This window comes from Pseudomonas sp. Emmai, from assembly GCF_055179735.1.
In genome coordinates, this window is sequence record NZ_CM143685.1 from 2377864 (window position 1) to 2396786 (window position 18923).

15 protein-coding genes are annotated in these 18923 nt (G+C 60.6%); 5 read left to right on the forward strand and 10 right to left on the reverse strand.

The features are described from left to right. From ACY4LX_RS10835 to ACY4LX_RS10845, 3 genes are all read right to left on the reverse strand, one after another. On the reverse strand, positions 1-1212 hold the full coding sequence (locus ACY4LX_RS10835) for a nitrate/nitrite transporter (protein WP_149660575.1): 1212 nt from the start codon (positions 1210-1212) through the stop codon (positions 1-3). A gap of 337 nt (positions 1213-1549) precedes the next feature. After that, on the reverse strand, positions 1550-2125 hold the full coding sequence (locus ACY4LX_RS10840) for an ANTAR domain-containing response regulator (RefSeq protein ID WP_463259871.1): 576 nt from the start codon (positions 2123-2125) through the stop codon (positions 1550-1552). A 15-nt stretch (positions 2126-2140) separates the two neighbouring features. Continuing rightward, the gene (locus ACY4LX_RS10845) at positions 2141-3352 is read right to left on the reverse strand and encodes a CmpA/NrtA family ABC transporter substrate-binding protein (protein ID WP_463259872.1); all 1212 of its coding nucleotides are present in this window, start codon (positions 3350-3352) and stop codon (positions 2141-2143) included. A 230-nt stretch (positions 3353-3582) separates the two neighbouring features. On the opposite strand from ACY4LX_RS10845, the gene ACY4LX_RS10850 reads away from it, so the two are divergent. After that, positions 3583-4602, forward strand: coding sequence for a quinone-dependent dihydroorotate dehydrogenase (locus ACY4LX_RS10850; RefSeq protein ID WP_463259873.1), 1020 nt, complete (start codon positions 3583-3585; stop codon positions 4600-4602). 322 nt (positions 4603-4924) lie between these two features. Here ACY4LX_RS10850 and rmf read toward each other — a convergent pair whose 3' ends face one another. Next, positions 4925-5140: a ribosome modulation factor gene (gene rmf / locus ACY4LX_RS10855; RefSeq protein WP_003223300.1), complete on the reverse strand. Its 216-nt coding sequence runs from the start codon at positions 5138-5140 to the stop codon at positions 4925-4927. Between the two features lie 531 nt (positions 5141-5671). Here rmf and rlmKL point away from each other — a divergent pair. Together rlmKL and ACY4LX_RS10865 are read left to right on the forward strand one after the other, a co-directional pair. Continuing rightward, on the forward strand, positions 5672-7942 hold the full coding sequence (gene rlmKL / locus ACY4LX_RS10860; RefSeq protein ID WP_133836708.1) for a bifunctional 23S rRNA (guanine(2069)-N(7))-methyltransferase RlmK/23S rRNA (guanine(2445)-N(2))-methyltransferase RlmL: 2271 nt from the start codon (positions 5672-5674) through the stop codon (positions 7940-7942). Between the two features lie 145 nt (positions 7943-8087). After that, the gene (locus ACY4LX_RS10865; RefSeq protein ID WP_463259874.1) at positions 8088-10487 is read left to right on the forward strand and encodes a sensor domain-containing diguanylate cyclase; all 2400 of its coding nucleotides are present in this window, start codon (positions 8088-8090) and stop codon (positions 10485-10487) included. Positions 10488-10695: 208 nt separating this feature from the next. Here the strand turns inward: ACY4LX_RS10865 and dacB are convergent, their stop codons facing one another. Further along, positions 10696-12156, reverse strand: a complete 1461-nt coding sequence (gene dacB, locus ACY4LX_RS10870; RefSeq protein ID WP_149660568.1) for a D-alanyl-D-alanine carboxypeptidase/D-alanyl-D-alanine endopeptidase — start codon at positions 12154-12156, stop codon at positions 10696-10698. Between the two features lie 234 nt (positions 12157-12390). On the opposite strand from dacB, the gene ACY4LX_RS10875 reads away from it, so the two are divergent. After that, positions 12391-12735, forward strand: coding sequence for a YggL family protein (locus tag ACY4LX_RS10875; RefSeq protein WP_133836711.1), 345 nt, complete (start codon positions 12391-12393; stop codon positions 12733-12735). A gap of 190 nt (positions 12736-12925) precedes the next feature. Here ACY4LX_RS10875 and ACY4LX_RS10880 read toward each other — a convergent pair whose 3' ends face one another. The 3 genes from ACY4LX_RS10880 to ACY4LX_RS10890 form a co-directional block, all read right to left on the reverse strand. Beyond that, positions 12926-13762 (reverse strand): IS3 family transposase, encoded by an 837-nt coding sequence (locus ACY4LX_RS10880; RefSeq protein WP_463257045.1) that lies wholly within the window; start codon positions 13760-13762, stop codon positions 12926-12928. Next, entirely contained in the window at positions 13759-14064 is a 306-nt protein-coding gene (locus ACY4LX_RS10885) for a transposase (protein WP_463257046.1), read from the reverse strand. The genes ACY4LX_RS10880 and ACY4LX_RS10885 overlap by 4 nt, the downstream gene beginning before the upstream one ends. A gap of 87 nt (positions 14065-14151) precedes the next feature. Beyond that, positions 14152-15342: a benzoate/H(+) symporter BenE family transporter gene (locus ACY4LX_RS10890; protein WP_463259875.1), complete on the reverse strand. Its 1191-nt coding sequence runs from the start codon at positions 15340-15342 to the stop codon at positions 14152-14154. Between the two features lie 355 nt (positions 15343-15697). Between ACY4LX_RS10890 and ACY4LX_RS10895 the strand changes: the two genes are divergently transcribed. Then, the gene (locus ACY4LX_RS10895) at positions 15698-16462 is read left to right on the forward strand and encodes a GntR family transcriptional regulator (protein WP_149660566.1); all 765 of its coding nucleotides are present in this window, start codon (positions 15698-15700) and stop codon (positions 16460-16462) included. 251 nt (positions 16463-16713) lie between these two features. On the opposite strand, the gene guaD is transcribed toward ACY4LX_RS10895, so the two are convergent. Further along, the gene (gene guaD / locus ACY4LX_RS10900) at positions 16714-18018 is read right to left on the reverse strand and encodes a guanine deaminase (RefSeq protein WP_463259876.1); all 1305 of its coding nucleotides are present in this window, start codon (positions 18016-18018) and stop codon (positions 16714-16716) included. 8 nt (positions 18019-18026) lie between these two features. After that, positions 18027-18872: a xanthine dehydrogenase accessory protein XdhC gene (xdhC, locus tag ACY4LX_RS10905; RefSeq protein ID WP_463259877.1), complete on the reverse strand. Its 846-nt coding sequence runs from the start codon at positions 18870-18872 to the stop codon at positions 18027-18029. Positions 18873-18923 lie beyond the last annotated feature (51 nt).

Genomic DNA, 18923 nt, shown 5'->3' on the forward strand with positions numbered 1-18923 from the left:
TCAGACCCGCGCCGCCGTGACGGCGGCCGAACCCCAGGTGGTTCTCCAGCGGCGTTTCACACCGTACAAACCGAACCAGGCCAGCACGCCAAGGCTGGCGAACAACCACAAGGCCAGTTGATAGCTGCCGGTGCTCTGCTTGATTGCGCCCATGCCCGCCGCGAGGGCGAAGCCGCCGATGCCGCCGGCCATGCCGATCAACCCGGTCATCACGCCGATCTCCCGACGAAAACGCTGTGGCACCAGTTGGAACACCGCGCCGTTACCGGCCCCCAACCCGAGCATGGTGCAGACGAAAAGTGCCAATGCCGCGTAGGAACTCGGCAAATTGAACCCGACGGCCGCAATGCAGATCGCCGCCACCGTGTACATGCCCAGCAAGGTGCGAATGCCGCCAAAACGATCCGCCAAAGCGCCGCCTAATGGCCGCATCAAACTGCCGCCGAACACGCAGGCGGCGGTGTAGTAACCGGCGGTGACCGGGCTCAGGCCATATTGGTCGTTGAAATAGCCGGGCAGGGCGCTGGCCAGGCCAATGAAGCCACCGAAGGTCACGCTGTAGAAAAACATGAACCACCAACTGTCACGGTCGCCAAGGGCCTTGAGGTAGTCGGCCATGGACTTGGCTTTCGGCCGTTCCGGAGCGTTTTTCGCCAGCCAGGCGAACACGATCAGGGTCAGGATCAACGGGATCAGGGCGAAGCCGAACACGTTGCTCCAGCCGAACGCGGCCGCCAGCACCGGGGCGATCAGCGCCGCGAGAACCGTGCCCGAGTTACCGGCCCCGGCGATGCCCATGGCCTTGCCTTGATGCTGCGGCGGATACCATTGCGACGCCAGCGGCAAGGCGACGGCGAAGGACGCCCCGGCCATGCCGAGGAACAGGCCGAGCACCAGCGCCTGTTCGTAGCTGTGGATCCCGAGTTTCCAGGCACCAAACAGTGCACAGATCACGATGACCTGGCCGATGATGCCGGCGGTTTTCGGTGACAGGCGATCCGCCAGCAGGCCCATCACAAAGCGCAACACCGCGCCGGCCAGAATTGGCGTGGCCACCACCATCCCGCGCTGTTGGGTGGTCAGGTGCAGGTCGGCGGCGATCTGCACCGCCAGTGGGCCGAGCAGGTACCAGACCATGAAGCTCAGGTCGAAATAGAGGAAGGCCGCAAACAATGTCGGGGTATGGCCGGATTTCCAGAAGCTTGAATTCATCGCGCACCTCAGCTGTTAAGCGTCTCGAGAAGGAGTCATGAGCTTGCAGGTGGGGCGCCGCCACGGCCGCACCACCGGCCCCAGTCTCTGGGGCCAAAACGAAAAAACGCCGCCACCGGATCCGCCATGGGCGAATGAGGTGAGCGACGTCTTTGTCGTAGGTGGGGCAACCGCCGTTGGTTACCTGTACAGATTACTTAGCGAGATCTGTGCCAACAGCCGGGACCGAGTCGCGGCCATTCGCGGGCAAGCCTCGCTCCTACAGGACTTCGGCGAATTCAAATGCTGTGAACGACACAAACCCTGTAGGAGCGAGGCTTGCCCGCGAAGGCGTCCTTCAGCCGAGCAATTCACTCATGGCAATAATCTGCTCCGCCACCTGAATCAACTTCTGCTGGCGGCTCATGGCCTGGCGCCGCATCAGGGTGTAGGCCTCTTCCTCGCCGCAGTCCTTCATCCTCATCAACAAGCCTTTCGCCAGTTCAATGCGCTTACGCTCGGCCAGTTGCTGATCCCGTGCATGAAGCTGGGCGCGCAGGGCCTGGTCGCTTTCGAAACGGGCCATGGCCACGTCGAGAATCGGCTGCAAGCGTTGTGCGTGAATGCCTTCGACGATGTAGGCACTGACCCCGGACTTGATCGCCTGGCGCATCACACCGGGGTCGTGTTCGTCGGTGAACATCACGATGGGCCGGGGTTGATCACGCGTGACCAATACCACTTGCTCCATCACATCGCGGCTCGGTGACTCGGTATCGATCAGGATCACGTCCGGGCGCACCGTTTCGACGCGCGCGGGCAGGTCGATGGTCAGGCCGGATTCGTCGATCACCTCGAACCCGGCCTCGGTCAGGGCGGCTTTCAGTCGTCCGACTTTCTTGGCCGTGTCGTTGATCAGCAGGATACGCAACATATTCGCAGTCTCCCGTCAGCGGCTGGCGAGCAATGGCGAGCTGTCGCTCATGGCGTGCAGTGTGAAGCCTCGGGCATAGCCGGCCGGGTCTGAGCCGTCCCAGACTTTGCCGTCGATCAACTGACTGCTGCGCATCTCCTGACCCCAGGCCGCAACGCCGACTGCCGTCGCCGCCTCGCGATAGAGATCCAATTGCTGGACCTTGCGCGCGACGCCGAGGTAATCCGGATCTTCACGCAGCAAACCCCAACGGCGGAACTGGGTCATGAACCACATGCCGTCGGACAGGTAAGGCAAATTGACCTCGCCGCCACCATGGAAGCGCAGAGCGTGCGGGTCTTGCCAGCGATGGCCCAGGCCATCGGCGTAATCCCCCAGCAGACGCGGTTCGATGCAATCCAGCGGCGCATCGAGGTACTCGGGCGCGCTCAACAACTGTGCGGTACTGCGGCGGTTTTCGGGGCTTTCCTCAATGAAACGGCTGGCTTCGAGGATCGCCATCACCAGCGCCCGGGCGGTGTTGGGGAATTGCTCGACAAAGGCGCGGGTGCAGCCAAGGACTTTTTCCGGGTGGTCGGGCCAAATGGTCTGGGTCGTCGAAATGGTAAACCCGAGATCCTGTTTAACCGCGCTGGCGCACCACGGCTCGCCGACGCAGAAACCGTCAATCCGCCCGGCTTGCAGGTGCGCGACCATTTGCGGCGGTGGCACCACCACGCTGTCGACATCCTGCAACGGATGAATGCCCTGGCTCGCCAGCCAGTAATACAGCCACATGGCATGGGTGCCGGTCGGGAAGGTCTGGGCGAACGTCAGTTTTGGACGAGTTTGGTGCACGTGCCGGTGCAGTGCTTCAGGACCGGTCACGCCCAGCGCTTGCAAGCCGTGGGACAGGTTGATGCTCTGGCCGTTCTGGTTCAGGCCCATCAGCACGGCCATGTCGGTGGGGGCAACGCCGCCGATGCCCAGGTGCACGGCGTAGATCAGGCCGTAGAGGCTGTGGGCGGCGTCGAGTTCGCCGCTGACCAGTTTGTCCCGCAGGTTGGCCCAGGATGACTGGCGCTTGAGGTTGAGGGTCAGGCCATAGGGTTGGGCGAAACCCTGGGTGGCGGCGACCACCACCGAGGCGCAGTCGCTCAGGGCCATGAATCCTACGTTGATCGCGGATTTTTCCGGGGCATCGCTACCGTTCACCCAGGCCAACGGGCCGACTGTGGTTTCATTCATCGCTAAACACCTTGCAAAAAAAAGCGTCGCCCCAGGCCCCCGCGTGAGCAGAACCGGGTGACGACGCCATCGTCTGTCGACTCATCCCGTCGTTGGCATGAGTGCTGATGCCTTTGTCGGTGCAAGGCATATGCCATCGAGCGTTGATTTGCGTGTGCGCCTCGCTTGCGACCCCGATGCCCGGCTATAATCGCCGCCTCATTTCGCCGCCATTCGAGTCAAACCCGCCCATGTACACCCTGGCCCGTCAGCTGTTGTTCAAACTTTCCCCGGAAACCTCCCACGATCTGTCCCTGGACCTGATCGGCGCGGGCGGGCGTTTGGGCCTCAACGGTTTGCTGTGCAAGGCGCCGGCGAAAGTGCCGGTGAAGGTCATGGGCCTGGAGTTCCCGAACCCGGTGGGTCTGGCGGCCGGTCTGGACAAGAACGGCGCGGCCATCGACGGTTTTGCCCAGTTGGGTTTCGGCTTTGTTGAAATCGGCACCATCACCCCGCGTGCGCAGCCGGGTAACCCGAAACCACGGATTTTCCGCCTGCCGGACGCCGAGGCGATCATCAACCGCATGGGGTTCAACAACCTCGGCGTCGATCACCTGCTGGCCCGTGTTGCCGCCGCCAAATACAAGGGCGTGCTGGGCATCAACATCGGCAAGAACTTCGATACGCCGGTTGAGCGTGCGGTTGACGACTACCTGATCTGCCTGGACAAGGTCTACGTCCACGCCAGCTATGTGACGGTCAACGTCAGCTCGCCGAACACCCCGGGCCTGCGCAGCCTGCAGTTCGGTGATTCGCTCAAGCAATTGCTCGCCGACCTGGCCCAGCGCCGGGCCGAACTGGCCTTGCGCCACGGCAAACATGTACCGCTGGCGATCAAGATCGCCCCGGACATGACCGACGAAGAAACCGCACAGGTGGCGCAAGCGCTGATCGAAACCGGGATGGACGCGGTAATTGCCACCAACACCACCCTGAGCCGGGTTGGCGTCGAAGGCATGGAACATGGCGACGAGGCGGGCGGTTTGTCCGGCGCACCGGTTCGTGACAAGAGCACCAATACCGTTAAGGTCCTGGCGGCAGAGTTGGCCGGCCGTTTGCCGATCATCGCCGTGGGCGGCATCACCGAAGGCAAGCACGCGGCTGAGAAAATCGCGGCGGGTGCGAGCCTGGTGCAGCTGTATTCCGGCTTCATCTATAAAGGCCCGGCGCTGATTCGTGAGTCGGTCGACGCCATTGCCGCTCTGCGCTAAACCCCGGTGGGATCGGGCTTTTGTGGCGAGGGGGCTTGCTTGTGGCGAGGGAGCTTGCTCCCGCTGGGCTGCGCAGCAGCCCCAACCCGGTCAACGCGGTATGTCAGGCAAAACGCGGTGGCAGGGTTTACGACTGCTGCGCAGCCGAGCGGGAGCAAGCTCCCTCGCCACAAAAGCAGTTCGCAGCAATTTTGTGTATCAGGCAGGCATAAAAAAGGGCACCTCGAAGGTGCCCCTGGGCCGAAGCCCGCCGTCCGGATGGGACGTGCGTGGTTAAGGTGTTACGTAATCAGGTGATTGTGTTGCAGTGTCAGGCCCTTTGTTAGCCAACGGCGTGAAGTTCGTTGAGTCTATGGATTCCCGCAGTGCCGGTCATACCGTCCCAGTTGTCGCCGCGTCCTTCGCGCCAGCCGTTAATCCAGGCTTGGCGTACCGACGGTAGAGTAAATGGGCAAAGCTCACGGGATTTGCCACCAACGCCATATTGATATCCGCGCAAAAATGCTCTTTCCAACGGATCACGCTTAAGTCTTCTCATAGGGTGTTGCCCTCACTTGTTGACTGTATTTATCGCGTCGACCTCAATCGAGGTCTGGCAGAAATTCTCTGCCGTTGGCGGCTCGCTGCCGGCGTCGCGAGCCAAGGTGTTGACGCCGTTGCGACGTCAACCTGTGTTGAGTTCTAACCAATAGGTCACATCGAGGGAATGATCGTTTTGTCATAAGAACGTAACCATAAAGATGGTATGGCCATAAGTAACACGATGTTTGTCCCGTGTTTATTGGTCAAACCCCGGTATGATCAGCCCCGCGCTGTATGACGGGGTTAATCCTTTAGTGAGAATGACCCACGTTTGCGCTGGGGTACTATTCGACGAAGGGTCGCTTTATGACATTTTGTTGCTTCAACTATTTTATCTGCCCTGACATCTAAGCTCTTTTAACCCGAGCAGTCTGGGTGGGACGGCACACCTTCGTGCCACGCGGGCGCTCTTTTAGAAAAGCGCCTGATTGAAAACCGGACCGGCAATGCGTTGTCGGTTCACTCAGCCAAAGGCTCTGAAATTCCAATGTCCGATCAATTCGAAATCTTCCTCACTTGCCCCAAAGGCCTTGAAGGCCTGCTCATCGAGGAAGCCGTCGGGCTTGGCCTTGAAGAAGCGCGTGAGCACACCTCGGCCGTGCGCGGCATGGCCACCATGGAAACCGCTTATCGCCTGTGCCTGTGGTCGCGTCTGGCGAACCGGGTGCTGCTGGTGCTCAAGCGGTTCCCGATGAAGGACGCCGAAGACCTGTACCACGGCGTGCTCGACATCGAGTGGCAAGACCACATGCTCAATGACGGCACCCTGGCCGTCGAGTTCAGCGGTCACGGCTCGGGCATCGACAACACCCACTTCGGCGCCTTGAAAGTCAAAGACGCCATCGTCGACAAACTGCGCACCCCGCAGGGCGACCGTCCGTCCATCGACAAGCTCAACCCGGACCTGCGCATTCACCTGCGCCTGGACCGTGGCGAAGCGATCCTGTCCCTCGACCTGTCCGGCCACAGCCTGCACCAGCGCGGCTATCGCTTGCAGCAGGGCGCGGCGCCGCTGAAGGAAAACCTCGCGGCGGCGATCCTGATCCGTTCCGGCTGGCCACGCATTGCGGCCGAAGGCGGCGCGCTGGCTGACCCGATGTGCGGTGTCGGCACGTTCCTGGTAGAAGCCGCCATGATCGCCGCCGATATGGCGCCGAACCTGCGTCGCGAGCAGTGGGGCTTCACCGCCTGGCTGGGCCACGTTCCGGCCTTGTGGAAAAAACTCCACGAAGAAGCCACCGAGCGTTGCGCCGCCGGCCTGGCCAAGCCACCGCTGTGGATTCGCGGCTATGAAGCCGACCCACGCCTGATTCAACCGGGCCGCAACAACGTCGAGCGCGCCGGCCTCAGCGAGTGGATCAAGATCTACCAGGGCGAAGTCGGCACCTTCGAGCCGCGTCCGGACCAGAACCAGAAAGGCCTGGTCATCTGCAACCCGCCGTACGGCGAGCGTCTGGGTGACGAGGCGAGCCTGCTCTACCTCTACCAGAACCTTGGCGAGCGTCTGCGCCAGGCCTGCCTGAACTGGGAAGCCGCCGTGTTCACCGGCGCCCCGGATCTGGGCAAGCGCATGGGCATCCGCAGCCACAAACAGTATTCGTTCTGGAACGGCGCGTTGCCGTGCAAGCTGCTGCTGATCAAGGTCACCCCGGATCAGTTCGTGACTGGCGAACGCCGCACCCCGGAGCAGCGTCAGGTCGAGCGCGAGCAGGCGGAAGTCGAAGTCGCGGACAACGACGTAGCGCCGGGCAAGTACGAGAAGTACAACAAGAACGGCAACCCGATCAAACCGGCCCCGGTGGTGATCGAGCAACCGCGCTTGAGCGAAGGCGGGCAGATGTTTGCCAACCGCCTGCAAAAGAACCTCAAGGCTCTGGGCAAGTGGGTCAAGCGTGAAGGCATCGACTGCTATCGCGTGTATGACGCCGACATGCCGGAATACTCGATGGCCATCGACCTGTACCAGGATTGGGTTCACGTCCAGGAATACGCCGCGCCGAAGTCCATCGACCCGGAAAAAGCCTCGGCCCGGATGTTCGATGCCCTGGCCGCCATTCCTCAGGCCCTGAACATCGACAAGAGCCGCGTGGTGGTCAAGCGACGCGAGCGTCAGAGCGGCACCAAGCAGTACGAACGCCAAGCGGCGCAGGGCAAGTTTGTCGAGGTCAACGAAGGTGGCGTGAAGCTGTTGGTCAACCTCACCGACTACCTCGACACCGGGCTGTTCCTCGACCACCGGCCAATGCGCATGCGTATCCAGAAAGAGGCGGCCGGCAAGCGTTTCCTCAATCTGTACAGCTACACCGCGACCGCCAGTGTGCATGCGGCCAAGGGTGGCGCGCGCAGCACCACCAGCGTCGACCTGTCGAAAACCTATCTGGACTGGGCGCGTCGCAACCTGTCGCTGAACGGTTTCTCCGACAAGAACCGTCTGGAGCAGGGCGACGTGATGGCCTGGCTCGATGCCTGCCGTGACGAGTTCGACCTGATCTTCATCGATCCGCCGACCTTCTCCAACTCCAAGCGCATGGAAGGCATCTTCGACGTGCAGCGTGACCAGGTGCAATTGATCGACCTGGCCATGGCGCGCCTGGCCCCGGGCGGGGTGTTGTACTTCTCCAACAACTTCCGCAAGTTCGTGCTGGAGGAGAACCTCACCACCCGTTATGCGGTCGAGGAAATCACCGACAAGACCATCGATCCGGACTTTGCCCGCAACGGTAAGATCCACCGCGCCTGGAAAATCACGGCCCGCTGACACCTGACCTGATTGGATCCACAGAGCCTTGATTTTTAAAGGCTCTTGGATTCTTTTCAGGGCTGGTCAAATTAGTGGCTAATAGCTATAACTCAACTCATGGCCAATGGGCTTTTCCGGCACCTGGCGTTTTGAGTTGCGTTTTATGTCGTTGCACGCCGTGCGCCCCAAGATCCTGGGCTTTATCAGCGAAGACGTCTCGGCCTGGTTGGTCGCGATGTTGGTATTGCTCGCTGGCGGGATTCTCACGGGGTTGCTGGCCTGGTCCACGTTGAATCTGTTTCATCATCAATTACGGCAACGCTTCCAACTGCTGGCCAGTGAGCGCTACAGCCGTATCGAAGAACGTTTCGAAGATCAGGAGCAGCGCCTCGATGGCCTGCGCCGGTTCTTTGCCAATTCCGAATCGGTGTCTCGCGCCGAATTTGACGGTTACACCCAACCTTTATTGCATCGCACCCAGGCGTACTCGTTTGCAAAACGGGTGTCCGGCGATGAACGTCCGGCGTTCGAGCAAGAGGTGCGCGCCCAGGGGCTGAGCGACTTCTCCATCCGTGAGCTCAATGTGGCGGGCGAACTGCAACTGGCGGCAGAACGCGATGAGTACGTGGTGGTGCTTTACAGCCAGACGCAAAGTCGACTCGGCTCGCCGCTGGGCTACGACTTGCTCGCCCAGCCGTTGCGCCGTGCCACCCTGGAACGGGCGGATGCGAGCGGTGGCATGGCAGTTTCGCAACCGATGCATTTAGTGAATGTTGAACCGGCCTATGCCCGCGGTGTGCTGCTGGTGGCGCCGGTGGTTCCACGTGAAGGCCTGCAAGCGCTGACGACCAAGCCGTTCGGTTACGTCATGGCGGTGATCAGCATGCGCCAGTTGCTGGCCGACGGATTACCGGAGGCCGGTCACGATTACCTGACGGTGCGCATTCTCGACCTGTCCACCAACGATCAACACGAAGTGTTGTACGAATCGGCGAAGCCTCCAGCCGTCAGTGACCTGTCCGCGAGCCGCTTGCTGCGCCTGGCCGACCACGACTATCAAGTGGACATCCAGCCCAGCGAAGCCTTTGTGCAGGCCAACCACTCTTCGGTGAGCAGCCTGGTGGTGCTCGGTGGTTTGCTCAGTCTGTTGCTCAGCGCCTTGCTCTACGTACTGGTCAGCCAGCGCCAACGGGCATTGAAAATGGTCGAGCAGCGCACCGAGGAACTGCGCGCCCGCGAGCAGGAATTGCGCGGCACCCACGGTCAGTTGCGCGGCGTGCTGAATGCCGCGACGCAGGTGGCGATCATTGCTACCGATCTGCGCGGAGTCATCAGCACCTTCAACGCCGGTGCCGAACACATGCTCGGTTACACCGCAACCGAGGTGGTGGGGCACATGACCCTGGAAAACCTGCACTTCCCCCGGGAGCTCGTAGCGCGCTCGGCGGAGCTGAGCGCGCGTTACGGCAAGTTGATCCCGACCTGCCAGGCGATGCTGGTCGAGGGCGGTGAAGAGGGCGGTCACGAAGCCCGGGAATGGACCCTGGTGCGCAAGGATGGCAGCCACCTGACGGTGAACATGCTGGCGACGCCGGTGCTGGATGAGCAAGGGCTGTGGGTTGGGCACCTGGCGATCTGCATCGACATCACCGAACGCAAGCGTGTCCACGAAGCCCTGGCGGCGCGGGACTTGTTGCTGAAGAAACTCAGTGCCCATGTGCCCGGCGGCATCTACCAGTTCAAGATGGAATTCGACGGACGCTTCAGTGTGATCTATGCCAGTGATGGCATCCGCGACATCTATGAGCTGGAACCGGATGTGTTGCTGCTCAACGCCGAAGCGATCTTCACCCGGATTCATCCACAGGATTCGACCCGGGTCCGCGCCTCCATCCGCGCCTCGGCCGATACCCTCAGTCCGTGGCGCGAGGAATACCGCGTGCAACTGCCGGTGGGCGGATTGCGCTGGGTCCGTGGCGAGGCGACCCCGGAGGAACTGCCCGGCGGTGGTGTGCTGTGGCACGGCTACATCTCGGATATCTCCGATCTCAAGCGAGTGGAAGAAGAGCTGCGGGCGCTGTCGGTGACCGACTCTTTGACTGGCATTCACAACCGCCGCTACTTCCAGGAACGCCTGACCATGGAAATGGCCCGGGTCGAACGCGGCGGTGGCGAGTTGTCGGTGATCATGCTCGACATCGACCATTTCAAACGCATCAACGACCAGCACGGCCACGCCGTGGGGGATCGGGTGTTGCAGGCGGTGTGCGAGCGCATTGGCCATCGCCTGCGCCGCACCGACGTGTTCTGTCGCCTGGGCGGCGAGGAGTTCATGGTGCTGTGCCCGGACATCAACGGCGAACACGCCCATGTCCTGGCCTTGCAGTTGTGGCAAGCGTTGCGCAGCTCACCGATCGACGGCGTCGGCACGGTGACCGCCAGTTTCGGGATTGCCAGTTGGCAGGTCGGCGAGGGCGCGGATGCGCTGTTGCTGCGGGCGGACTCGGGGGTGTATGCGGCGAAACAGGCGGGCAGGGATCGGGTTGAGAACCAGCGCTTGTAGGAGCAAGGCTTGCCCGCGATTGCGCACTGCCAGTCACATCAATGCTGGATGTTCCACCGTCATCTCGGGCAAGCCTTGCGCCCCCTGTTGATGATCGTTCCCACGCTCTGCGTGGGAATGCAGCCCGGGACGCTCCGCGTCCCAAAGTGGACGCAGAGCGTCCATTGAGGCATTCCCACGCAGAGCGTGGGAACGATCAGGTAGAGAGTTACAACACCGAAGCGGTCGCCGGGACTTTAGGCTGGCGATACAAATCCAGCAGCACCTGATCCAGCACCGAAGACGCGCCAAACGGTGCCTTGTCGTTGAGAATCGCCACCACCGCCCAGGTGTTGCCATTGATGTCGCGGCTGAAGCCGGAAATCGCCCGTACGGTATTCAGCGTGCCGGTCTTGATGTGGGCTTCGCCGCGCATCGCGGTGGTCTTCAGGCGTTTGCGCATGGTGCCGTCGGTGCCGGCAATCGGCAGCGAACTGATGAACTCGGCGGCGTACGGGCTGCGCCACGCGGCTTGCAGCATACCGGCCATCTCACGGGCACTCACCCGTTCGGCGCGGGACAGGCCGGAGCCGTTCTCCATCACCAGGTGCGGCGCGGTGATGCCTTTCTGGGCCAGCCACTGGCGCACCACCCGTTGGGCGGCTTTGGCATCGTCACCGTCGGCGTCGTTACGAAACCTCTGGCCCAGGCTCAGGAACAGTTGCTGGGCCATGGTGTTGTTGCTGTATTTGTTGATGTCGCGAATGACTTCCGCGAGATCCGGCGAGAAGGCCCGGGCCAGCACCTTGGCATCTTTTGGCGTCGATCCCAGCACATCCTTGCCCTGGATGCTGCCGCCCAGTTCTTTCCAGATGGCCCGCACCGCACCGGCGGTGTAGGTCGCGTGGTCGAGCAGCGACAGGTAAGTCTGCGAGCTGCAACCTTCGCCCAACTGGCCGCCAACGGTCACGGTCACGCTGCCATCGGGCTGGGTCACCGGGTTGTAGCGCACGCCACCGGTGCATTGTTTGGAGTTGATCGCCTTGACCTGATTGTCGATGTTAATCGTCGCAATCGGCGGCTCCACCGACACCAGCACCTTGCCATTGTCGTTGCGCGCCACAAAGCGCAGGGCCTTGAGGTTGACCATCAGCGAGTCAGGCTTGACCAGGAACGGCTTGTTCTCGTCATTGCCATCGTCATTGAACTCGGGCAGTTGCGGTTGCATGAAGAAGCCGCGATCGAGCACCAGATTGCCGGTGACCTGGGTCACGCCATTGGCCCGCAGGTCGCGCATCAGCAGCCAGAGTTTTTCCATGTTCAGCTTCGGATCACCGCCACCCTTGAGGTAGAGGTTGCCGTTGAGGATGCCGCCGCTCAGGGTGCCGTCGGTGTAGAACTCGGTTTTCCACTGGTGGTTGGGGCCGAGCATTTCCAGGGCCGCGTACGTGGTGACCAGTTTCATGGTCGAAGCCGGGTTGACCGAGACGTCGGCGTTGAAAATGGTCGGGGTGCCGGGGCCGTTCAGCGGGAGCATCACCAGGGACAGGGCGTTGTCCTGCAACTTGCTGGCCTTGAGGGCCTTTTCAACGTTGGGTGACAGCGCGGTATTGATCGGAGCGGCAGAAATCGGGAGCGCCAGAGGCAGGAGAAGACCGGCGAGTAGCAGTGGGCGTAAAGATTTGATCATGTGAAATAAAACCCTGCAGTCGAGGGGAAAAAAGGTGAGGGCATGAAGATAAAATCCCCCGGTGGTCATGAAAGTGTCGGCATTATGCCCCAAGGTGTAACGGCTTGTGCCGTGCTCGGACCTTCTAATCCGCTATTTTTTTACCGACGGTAGGTTGGCCACTACCGTGGAACGGGCAATTGGCGCCTTAAACTGCTAAAGTGCCGCCCGTTATTACTTATGAGGATTGTTCCAATGGCGACTAACCGTTCCCAGCGTCTGCGCAAAAAACTGTGCGTCGATGAATTTCAAGAGCTGGGTTTCGAACTGAACCTGGATTTCAAAGAAGATTTGGCTGATGAAGCCATTGATGCTTTCCTCAACGCGTTCCTGAAAGAAGCGATGGAAGCCAACGGTCTGGGTTATGTTGGCGGCGACGACTTCGGTCTGGTTTGCCTGCAGAAGCGCGGCTCGGTGTCCGAAGAGCAGCGCGTTGCAGTTGAAGCCTGGCTCAAAGGCCGCAGCGAACTGACTGAAGTCACCGTCAGCCCGCTGCTGGACGTCTGGTACCCGGAAAAGCCGATCAATCCGGTAGCTTGATGTCATGAAAAACGGCGACCCATGGGTCGCCGTTTTTTTATGCCTGCGATTTGTAGGTGTATGGCTTGGGCTGGGATGTTGATCATGGGAATGCCTTCGCGGGCAAGCCTCGCTCCTACAAGGGATCACGCCGAACCTGTAGGAGCGAGGCTGATCTGGTCAAGTAATCCCGGACACCCATTACGGTGTTTTAGGCCGCCTTTTGCTCCATAGCTACTGGCGATAGGTAGTCGTTGTAGCTGTGGAGCCTTGTGCGGTTGTAGTACAAGAAGAAGCGCCGCATGTCGGTTTTTGCTTCTTCAACTTCACGATAGCCGTCGCGGGGGACCCATTCTGATTTCAGGGTGCTGAAAAACCGCTCGGTTGGAGCATTGTCCCAGCACTGCCCACGATGACTCATGCTTTGCACGATGCCGTGGCGCATCAGTTCTTCTTGAAACTTGCGACTGGTGTACTGACAGCCCTGATCCGAATGAAACATCAGTCCAGGTGCACACTTTCTTATCTCTGTCGCCATGCGCAGCGCCTTGCTGACCAGGTTGGCGTCATTGATCAAAGAAAATGCCCACCCAATCGCTCGGCGCGCAAACAAATCGATCACGATGGCCAGATGAACCCAACGTTTGCCCACCTTCAGGCTGGTAACGTCACCACACCAGACCTGATTGACCGCAGCCGGCTTGAAATTGCGTTTGAGCAGATTGGGCGCGACAAATGCTTCGACTCCTTTGGATCTGAAGGGATGAGGCTGACGTTGTTTGCTGACAATGTTGGCCTCTACCATCAACGCTCTGACGAGGCTTCGTCCTGCCGTTATGTTTTGGATCTTCAGATTCTTGCTGATCATTCTGGACCCCATGGCTTCCCGACTTTCACGGTGCAATTCAACCACTTTCCCTTTGAGCTCTTCGCGTCTGATCCTTGGCTTGGTGCGTCGCTGCATCCACTCATAAAAGCTGCTGCGCTTCACATCGAAAACGCGGCACAGGACTGCGGTCGGAAATGACTCTCTTAGCTCCGCGATCATCGAAAACGATCGGGGTCCGACATCAAGAGAGCGGTAGCCTTTTTTAAGATATCGGCTTCCATTTCCATGCGTTTGATCTTGGCTTTCAGTTCCTGAATCTGGCGCTGCTCTTCCGTAATGGCCTTGGTGCCTTGAACCGGTTGCCCCTTTTGCTCTTTGCGAACCTGATCCACCCAGCGCCGTAACGCCGTGGCACTAATGTCCAGCGAGGCACAGACCTCCTGCACTGAACAGTTGTCATCAATCACCATGCTGGCCGCACGCTGTTTGAACTCGCGGGAAAAGACTCTTCTTTCTTTCATGGAACCTCCAAATTGGGCGAAATCATATCGCCCTTAAGAGGTGTCCGGAATTATTAGACCAGTTCAGGCTTGCCCGCGAAGAGGCCCTCAAGCCTTACGCCAATTCAATATCACCAACGTCAACACCCCCGCGACTATCCCCCAAAATGCTGACCCGATGGAAAACAGCGTCAGCCCCGACGCCGTCACCATAAACGTCACCAACGCCGCTTCCCGCTCCTTCACTTCGCTCATGGCGATGCTCAAGCCATTGATGATCGAGCCGAACAACGCCAGCGCCGCAATCGACAGCACCAGTTCTTTCGGCAACGCGGCAAACAACGCCGCCAGCGTCGCGCCGAACACCCCGGCAATCCCGTAGAAAACCCCGCACCAGACCGCAGCGGTGTAGCGCTTGTTGCGATCTTCATGGGCGTGCGGGCCGGTGCAGATTGCCGCGCTGATCGCCGCCAGGTTGATGCCGTGGGAGCCGAACGGTGCCAGCAGCAACGAAGCGATGCCGGTGGTGGTGATCAGCGGCGAGGCGGGTACGTTATAGCCGTCGGCACGCAACACGGCGATGCCGGGCATGTTCTGCGAGGTCATGGCCACCACGAACAGCGGGATGCCGATGCTGATGGTCGCCGCCAGGGAGAAGTGCGGCGTGGTCCAGACCGGCGTCGCCAATTCCAGATGGAAACCGCTGAAATCCAGCAACCCCATGAACCCGGACAGTGCGGTGCCGATCAACAGCGCGGCAAGCACGGCGTAGCGGGGCGACAGGCGCTTGACCACCAGATACGTGAAGAACATTCCCAGCACGAGGGCAGTGCGGTGCTGGGCCGCGACGAAAATCTCGCTGCCGATCTTGAACAGAATCCCCGCCAACAAGGCTGCCGCCAGCGATGCCGGAATCTTTTTCACCAGCCGTTCGAAGCTGCCGGTCAAACCACAAATCGTCACCAGCACCGCGCAGGTAATGTAGGCACCGATGGCTTCGCCGTAGGTCACACCGCCCAGGCTGGTGATCAGCAACGCCGCGCCGGGGGTCGACCAGGCGATGGTGATCGGCGTGCGGTAGCGCAGGGACAGGCCGATCGAACACACCGCCATGCCGATGGAGATCGCCCAGATCCACGAGGAAATCTGCCCGCTGCTTAGGCCCGCTGCTTGTCCGGCCTGGAACATCAGGACCAGGGAGCTGGTGTAGCCGGTCATCATGGCGATGAAACCGGCGACGATGGCCGAGGGTGACGTGTCGGCCAGGGGGCGCAGTTGCGTTTGCGTGGCGTCGTTCATGACAGCGGTGTTCCTTGTTCTGATAAAAAAGCCCGGAACAACGCGATCCCTGTAGGAGCGAGGCTTGCCCGCGAAGGCGTCGTGTCAGTCGATATCAATGTTGAATGAGACGACGCCTTCGCGGGCAAGCCTCGCTCCTACAAAGGATGGCGTTCAGGCGGATTCTGCGTTCAAGCCTAAACTCAAATGTAACGCACCGTTGCAATACAGCCGAGGCCGCAAACAGCCATACAGTCGTGTTGCCACCATCCATTGTGTACAATCGCGGTGTTTTTTACGCGATACTTGCCAGCGACCCACTGTGCCGTATTACAGTCACGGTCTATTCGCCGCAGTTCTCCCGACTCGAGTGCCCATGAACGAACAGTTGCAGCCCCTAAAGAAACAACCGCGAGCAGGCAAAGCCGGCCGCAGTGGTACCCAGGACGATATTGTCTACGCGCATATCTTCGAGGCCATCCTCGAACAGCGCCTGGCGCCCGGCACCAAGTTGAGCGAAGAAGCGCTGGGGGAGATTTTCGGGGTCAGCCGCACCATCATTCGCCGCGCGCTGTCGCGCCTGGCCCATGAAGGCGTGGTTTTACTGCGACCGAACCGTGGCGCGGTCGTCGCCAGCCCGAGCGTCGAAGAGGCCCGTCAGGTGTTCCTCGCCCGTCGCCTGGTCGAACGAGCGATCACTGAACTGGCCGTGCAGCACGCCACCACCGAGCAAATCGCCGAGTTGCGGCAGATGGTCAACGACGAACGCGACAGCTTCTCCCGTGGCGATCGCGGCGCCGGTATCCGTCTGTCGGGTGAATTCCACCTGAAACTGGCTGAAGCGGCGAAGAATGCGCCGCTGATCAGCTTCCAGCGCAGCCTGGTGTCCCAGACTTCGTTGATCATCGCCCAGTACGAAAGCGGCAACCGCTCGCACTGTTCCTACGATGAACACACCCAGTTGATCGACGCGATCGAAGCGCGCAACGGTGAGTTGGCGGTGGATTTGATGATGCATCACATGGATCACATCGACAGCAAACTCAACCTCGACGAAGAAAGCGCGTCGGATGATTTGCATGCGGTGTTCTCGCATTTGTTGCAGACCAAGAAGCCGGGGCGGTCGACCGCCAAGCTCTGATAGACCGAGGCGCGGCCTTCGCGGGCAAGCCTCGCTCCTACAGATTCAGCGTGATCCGTGTAGGAGCGAGGCTTGCCCGCGAAGGCGTCCTCAAAGACACAAAAAATCCCCCGCAACCATCGATTGCGGGGGATTGATCGTTCCCATGCTCCGCGTGGGAATGCCTCTAGGGACGCTCCGCGTCCAGTGATGCGTAGCGTCACGGGCTGCATTCCCACGCAGAGCGTGGGAACGATCGGTACGAACAAACCTTACCGCTGATGCACCAATTTCCCCGCCGCATACGTCTGCAACACCGTCCGGTCATCCCCCAGCGTCATCAACACAAACAACGTCTCGGCAATGTTATTGGCCTGCTTCAAGCGATAGCTGAGCAACGGCGTGGCGTTGTAGTCCAGCACCAGGAAGTCCGCATCGGTGCCGGCATGCAACGTGCCGATCTTGTCTTCCAGCCGCAGCGCCCGCGCACCGCCCAGGGTCGCCAGGTACAACGACTTGAACGGGCTCAACCGCGCGCCCTGCAACTGCATGACCTTGTACGCTTCGTTCAAGGTTTGCAGCAGCGAGAAACTGGTACCGCCGCCCACATCCGTACCCAAACCGACATTCAACTTGTGCTTCTCAGCCATCGGCAAATTGAACAAACCGCTGCCGAGGAAAAAGTTCGACGTCGGGCAGAAGGCGATCGCCGAGCCGGTTTCCGCCAACCGCGCACACTCGTCGTCGCACAGGTGCACGCCGTGGGCAAACACCGAGCGCTCGCCCAGCAGTTGGTAGTGGTCATAGACATCCAGGTAGCCCTTGCGCTCCGGGAACAGTTCCTTGACCCATTCGACTTCTTTCAGGTTTTCACTGATGTGGGTCTGCATATACAGGTCTGGATATTCGCCGAGCAGCTGGCCGGCGAGGGTCAGTTGTTCCGGAGTGCTGGTCGGGGCGAAGCGTGGGGTGACTGCGTAGTGCAAGCGGCCCTTGCCGTGCCAGCGCTCGATCAACGCCTTGCTTTCGACATAGCTGGATTCGGCGGTGTCGGTCAGGTAGTCCGGCGCGTTGCGGTCCATCATCACCTTGCCGGCAATCATCCGCAGGTCCAGCTGTTCGGCGGCTTCAAAGAACGAGTTCACCGATTGCGGGTGTACGCTGCCAAACACCAGCGCCGTAGTGGTGCCGTTGCGCAGCAGTTCCTTGATGAAAATGTCCGCCACTTCATCGGCGTGGGCCTTGTCGGCGAACTGGCTTTCGCACGGGAAGGTGTAGGTGTTGAGCCAGTCCAGCAGTTGCTCGCCATAAGCGCCGACCATCCCGGTTTGCGGCAAATGGATGTGGGTGTCGATCAGGCCCGGGGTGATCAGCGCGTCCTGGTAATGGGTGATCTCGATGTCCGCCGGCAGGGTCGACAACAATTCGGTGGCATGGCCAATGGCGCTGATCTTGCCGTTTTCGACCACCAGCAAACCGTCTTCGAAATACTCATACGACGCTTCGATCCCCACTTCGGCAGGGTCGGCGATGCTGTGCAGGATGGCGGCGCGGTAGGCTTTGCGAGTCAAAGGCATGTTCGTTCTCAGTTTGTGGCTTGGCTGCGCCGTGAAGCCGGCAGCAGTTTGGCAATCGATGATCCGGCGCTGGCGGTTTGCTGGCCGAAATTCGCGTTATAGGTGGCGATGATTTCGCCGGCGATGGAGATGGCGATTTCCACAGGCAACTTGCCTTTGACTTCGCCGATGCCCATCGGGCAGCGCATGCGTTGCAGCACGCTGCTGTCAAAACCGCGGTCGCGCAGGCGGTGTTCGAACTTCACCCGTTTGGTCTTCGAGCCGATCAGGCCGAAGTAGGCGAAGTCGTTGCGCTTGAGGATCGCGGCGGTGAGTTCGAGGTCGAGCTGGTGGTTGTGGGTCATGACGATGCAGTAGCTGCCGGCGGGCAGGTCATCGATTTCATCCACAGGCTCTTCGGCGACGATTTTACGCACGCCGTGGGGGATCTGTTCCGGGAACTCCGCTTCCCGGGAGTCGATCCAGCGCACCCGACAGGGCAGGCTGGCGAGCAGCGGTACCAGTGCTCGGCCGACATGACCGGCGCCGAACACGGCGATCTGCGCCTGGACCTGGCCCATCGGTTCGAACAGCAACACCGTCGCGCCGCCACAGCACTGGCCGAGGCTGGCGCCGAGGCTGAAGCGCTCCAGGTGCGTGTCCTGCTTGCCGCTGGCGAGCATCTCGCGGCCGATCTGCATGGCCTTGTATTCCAGATGCCCGCCACCGATGGTGTCGAAGGTCTGGGTGGCGCTGATGACCATCTTCGAACCGGCATTGCGCGGTGTCGAGCCGAGCTCTTCGATGATGGTCACCAACACGCAGGGTTCACCCTGGGATTGCAGGTCGGCGAGGGCGTCGATCCAGTTGTACATATTCACCTCGACATCTGTGTTGTCTGTTCGGGCCTCTTCGCGGGCAAGCCT

Excerpts from the sequence above, each read along its gene's own strand:
- xdhC (WP_463259877.1), bottom strand. The coding sequence starts at position 18,872 with ATGTACAACTGGATCGACGCCCTCGCCGACCTGCAATCCCAGGGTGAA.
- ACY4LX_RS10840 (WP_463259871.1), bottom strand. The coding sequence starts at position 2,125 with ATGTTGCGTATCCTGCTGATCAACGACACGGCCAAGAAAGTCGGACGA.
- ACY4LX_RS10850 (WP_463259873.1), top strand. The coding sequence starts at position 3,583 with ATGTACACCCTGGCCCGTCAGCTGTTGTTCAAACTTTCCCCGGAAACC.
- rmf (WP_003223300.1), bottom strand. The coding sequence starts at position 5,140 with ATGAGAAGACTTAAGCGTGATCCGTTGGAAAGAGCATTTTTGCGCGGA.
- ACY4LX_RS10865 (WP_463259874.1), top strand. The coding sequence starts at position 8,088 with ATGTCGTTGCACGCCGTGCGCCCCAAGATCCTGGGCTTTATCAGCGAA.
- ACY4LX_RS10890 (WP_463259875.1), bottom strand. The coding sequence starts at position 15,342 with ATGAACGACGCCACGCAAACGCAACTGCGCCCCCTGGCCGACACGTCA.
- ACY4LX_RS10845 (WP_463259872.1), bottom strand. The coding sequence starts at position 3,352 with ATGAATGAAACCACAGTCGGCCCGTTGGCCTGGGTGAACGGTAGCGAT.
- ACY4LX_RS10895 (WP_149660566.1), top strand. The coding sequence starts at position 15,698 with ATGAACGAACAGTTGCAGCCCCTAAAGAAACAACCGCGAGCAGGCAAA.
- dacB (WP_149660568.1), bottom strand. The coding sequence starts at position 12,156 with ATGATCAAATCTTTACGCCCACTGCTACTCGCCGGTCTTCTCCTGCCT.
- ACY4LX_RS10885 (WP_463257046.1), bottom strand. The coding sequence starts at position 14,064 with ATGAAAGAAAGAAGAGTCTTTTCCCGCGAGTTCAAACAGCGTGCGGCC.
- rlmKL (WP_133836708.1), top strand. The coding sequence starts at position 5,672 with ATGTCCGATCAATTCGAAATCTTCCTCACTTGCCCCAAAGGCCTTGAA.
- ACY4LX_RS10875 (WP_133836711.1), top strand. The coding sequence starts at position 12,391 with ATGGCGACTAACCGTTCCCAGCGTCTGCGCAAAAAACTGTGCGTCGAT.
- ACY4LX_RS10880 (WP_463257045.1), bottom strand. The coding sequence starts at position 13,762 with ATGATCGCGGAGCTAAGAGAGTCATTTCCGACCGCAGTCCTGTGCCGC.
- guaD (WP_463259876.1), bottom strand. The coding sequence starts at position 18,018 with ATGCCTTTGACTCGCAAAGCCTACCGCGCCGCCATCCTGCACAGCATC.
- ACY4LX_RS10835 (WP_149660575.1), bottom strand. The coding sequence starts at position 1,212 with ATGAATTCAAGCTTCTGGAAATCCGGCCATACCCCGACATTGTTTGCG.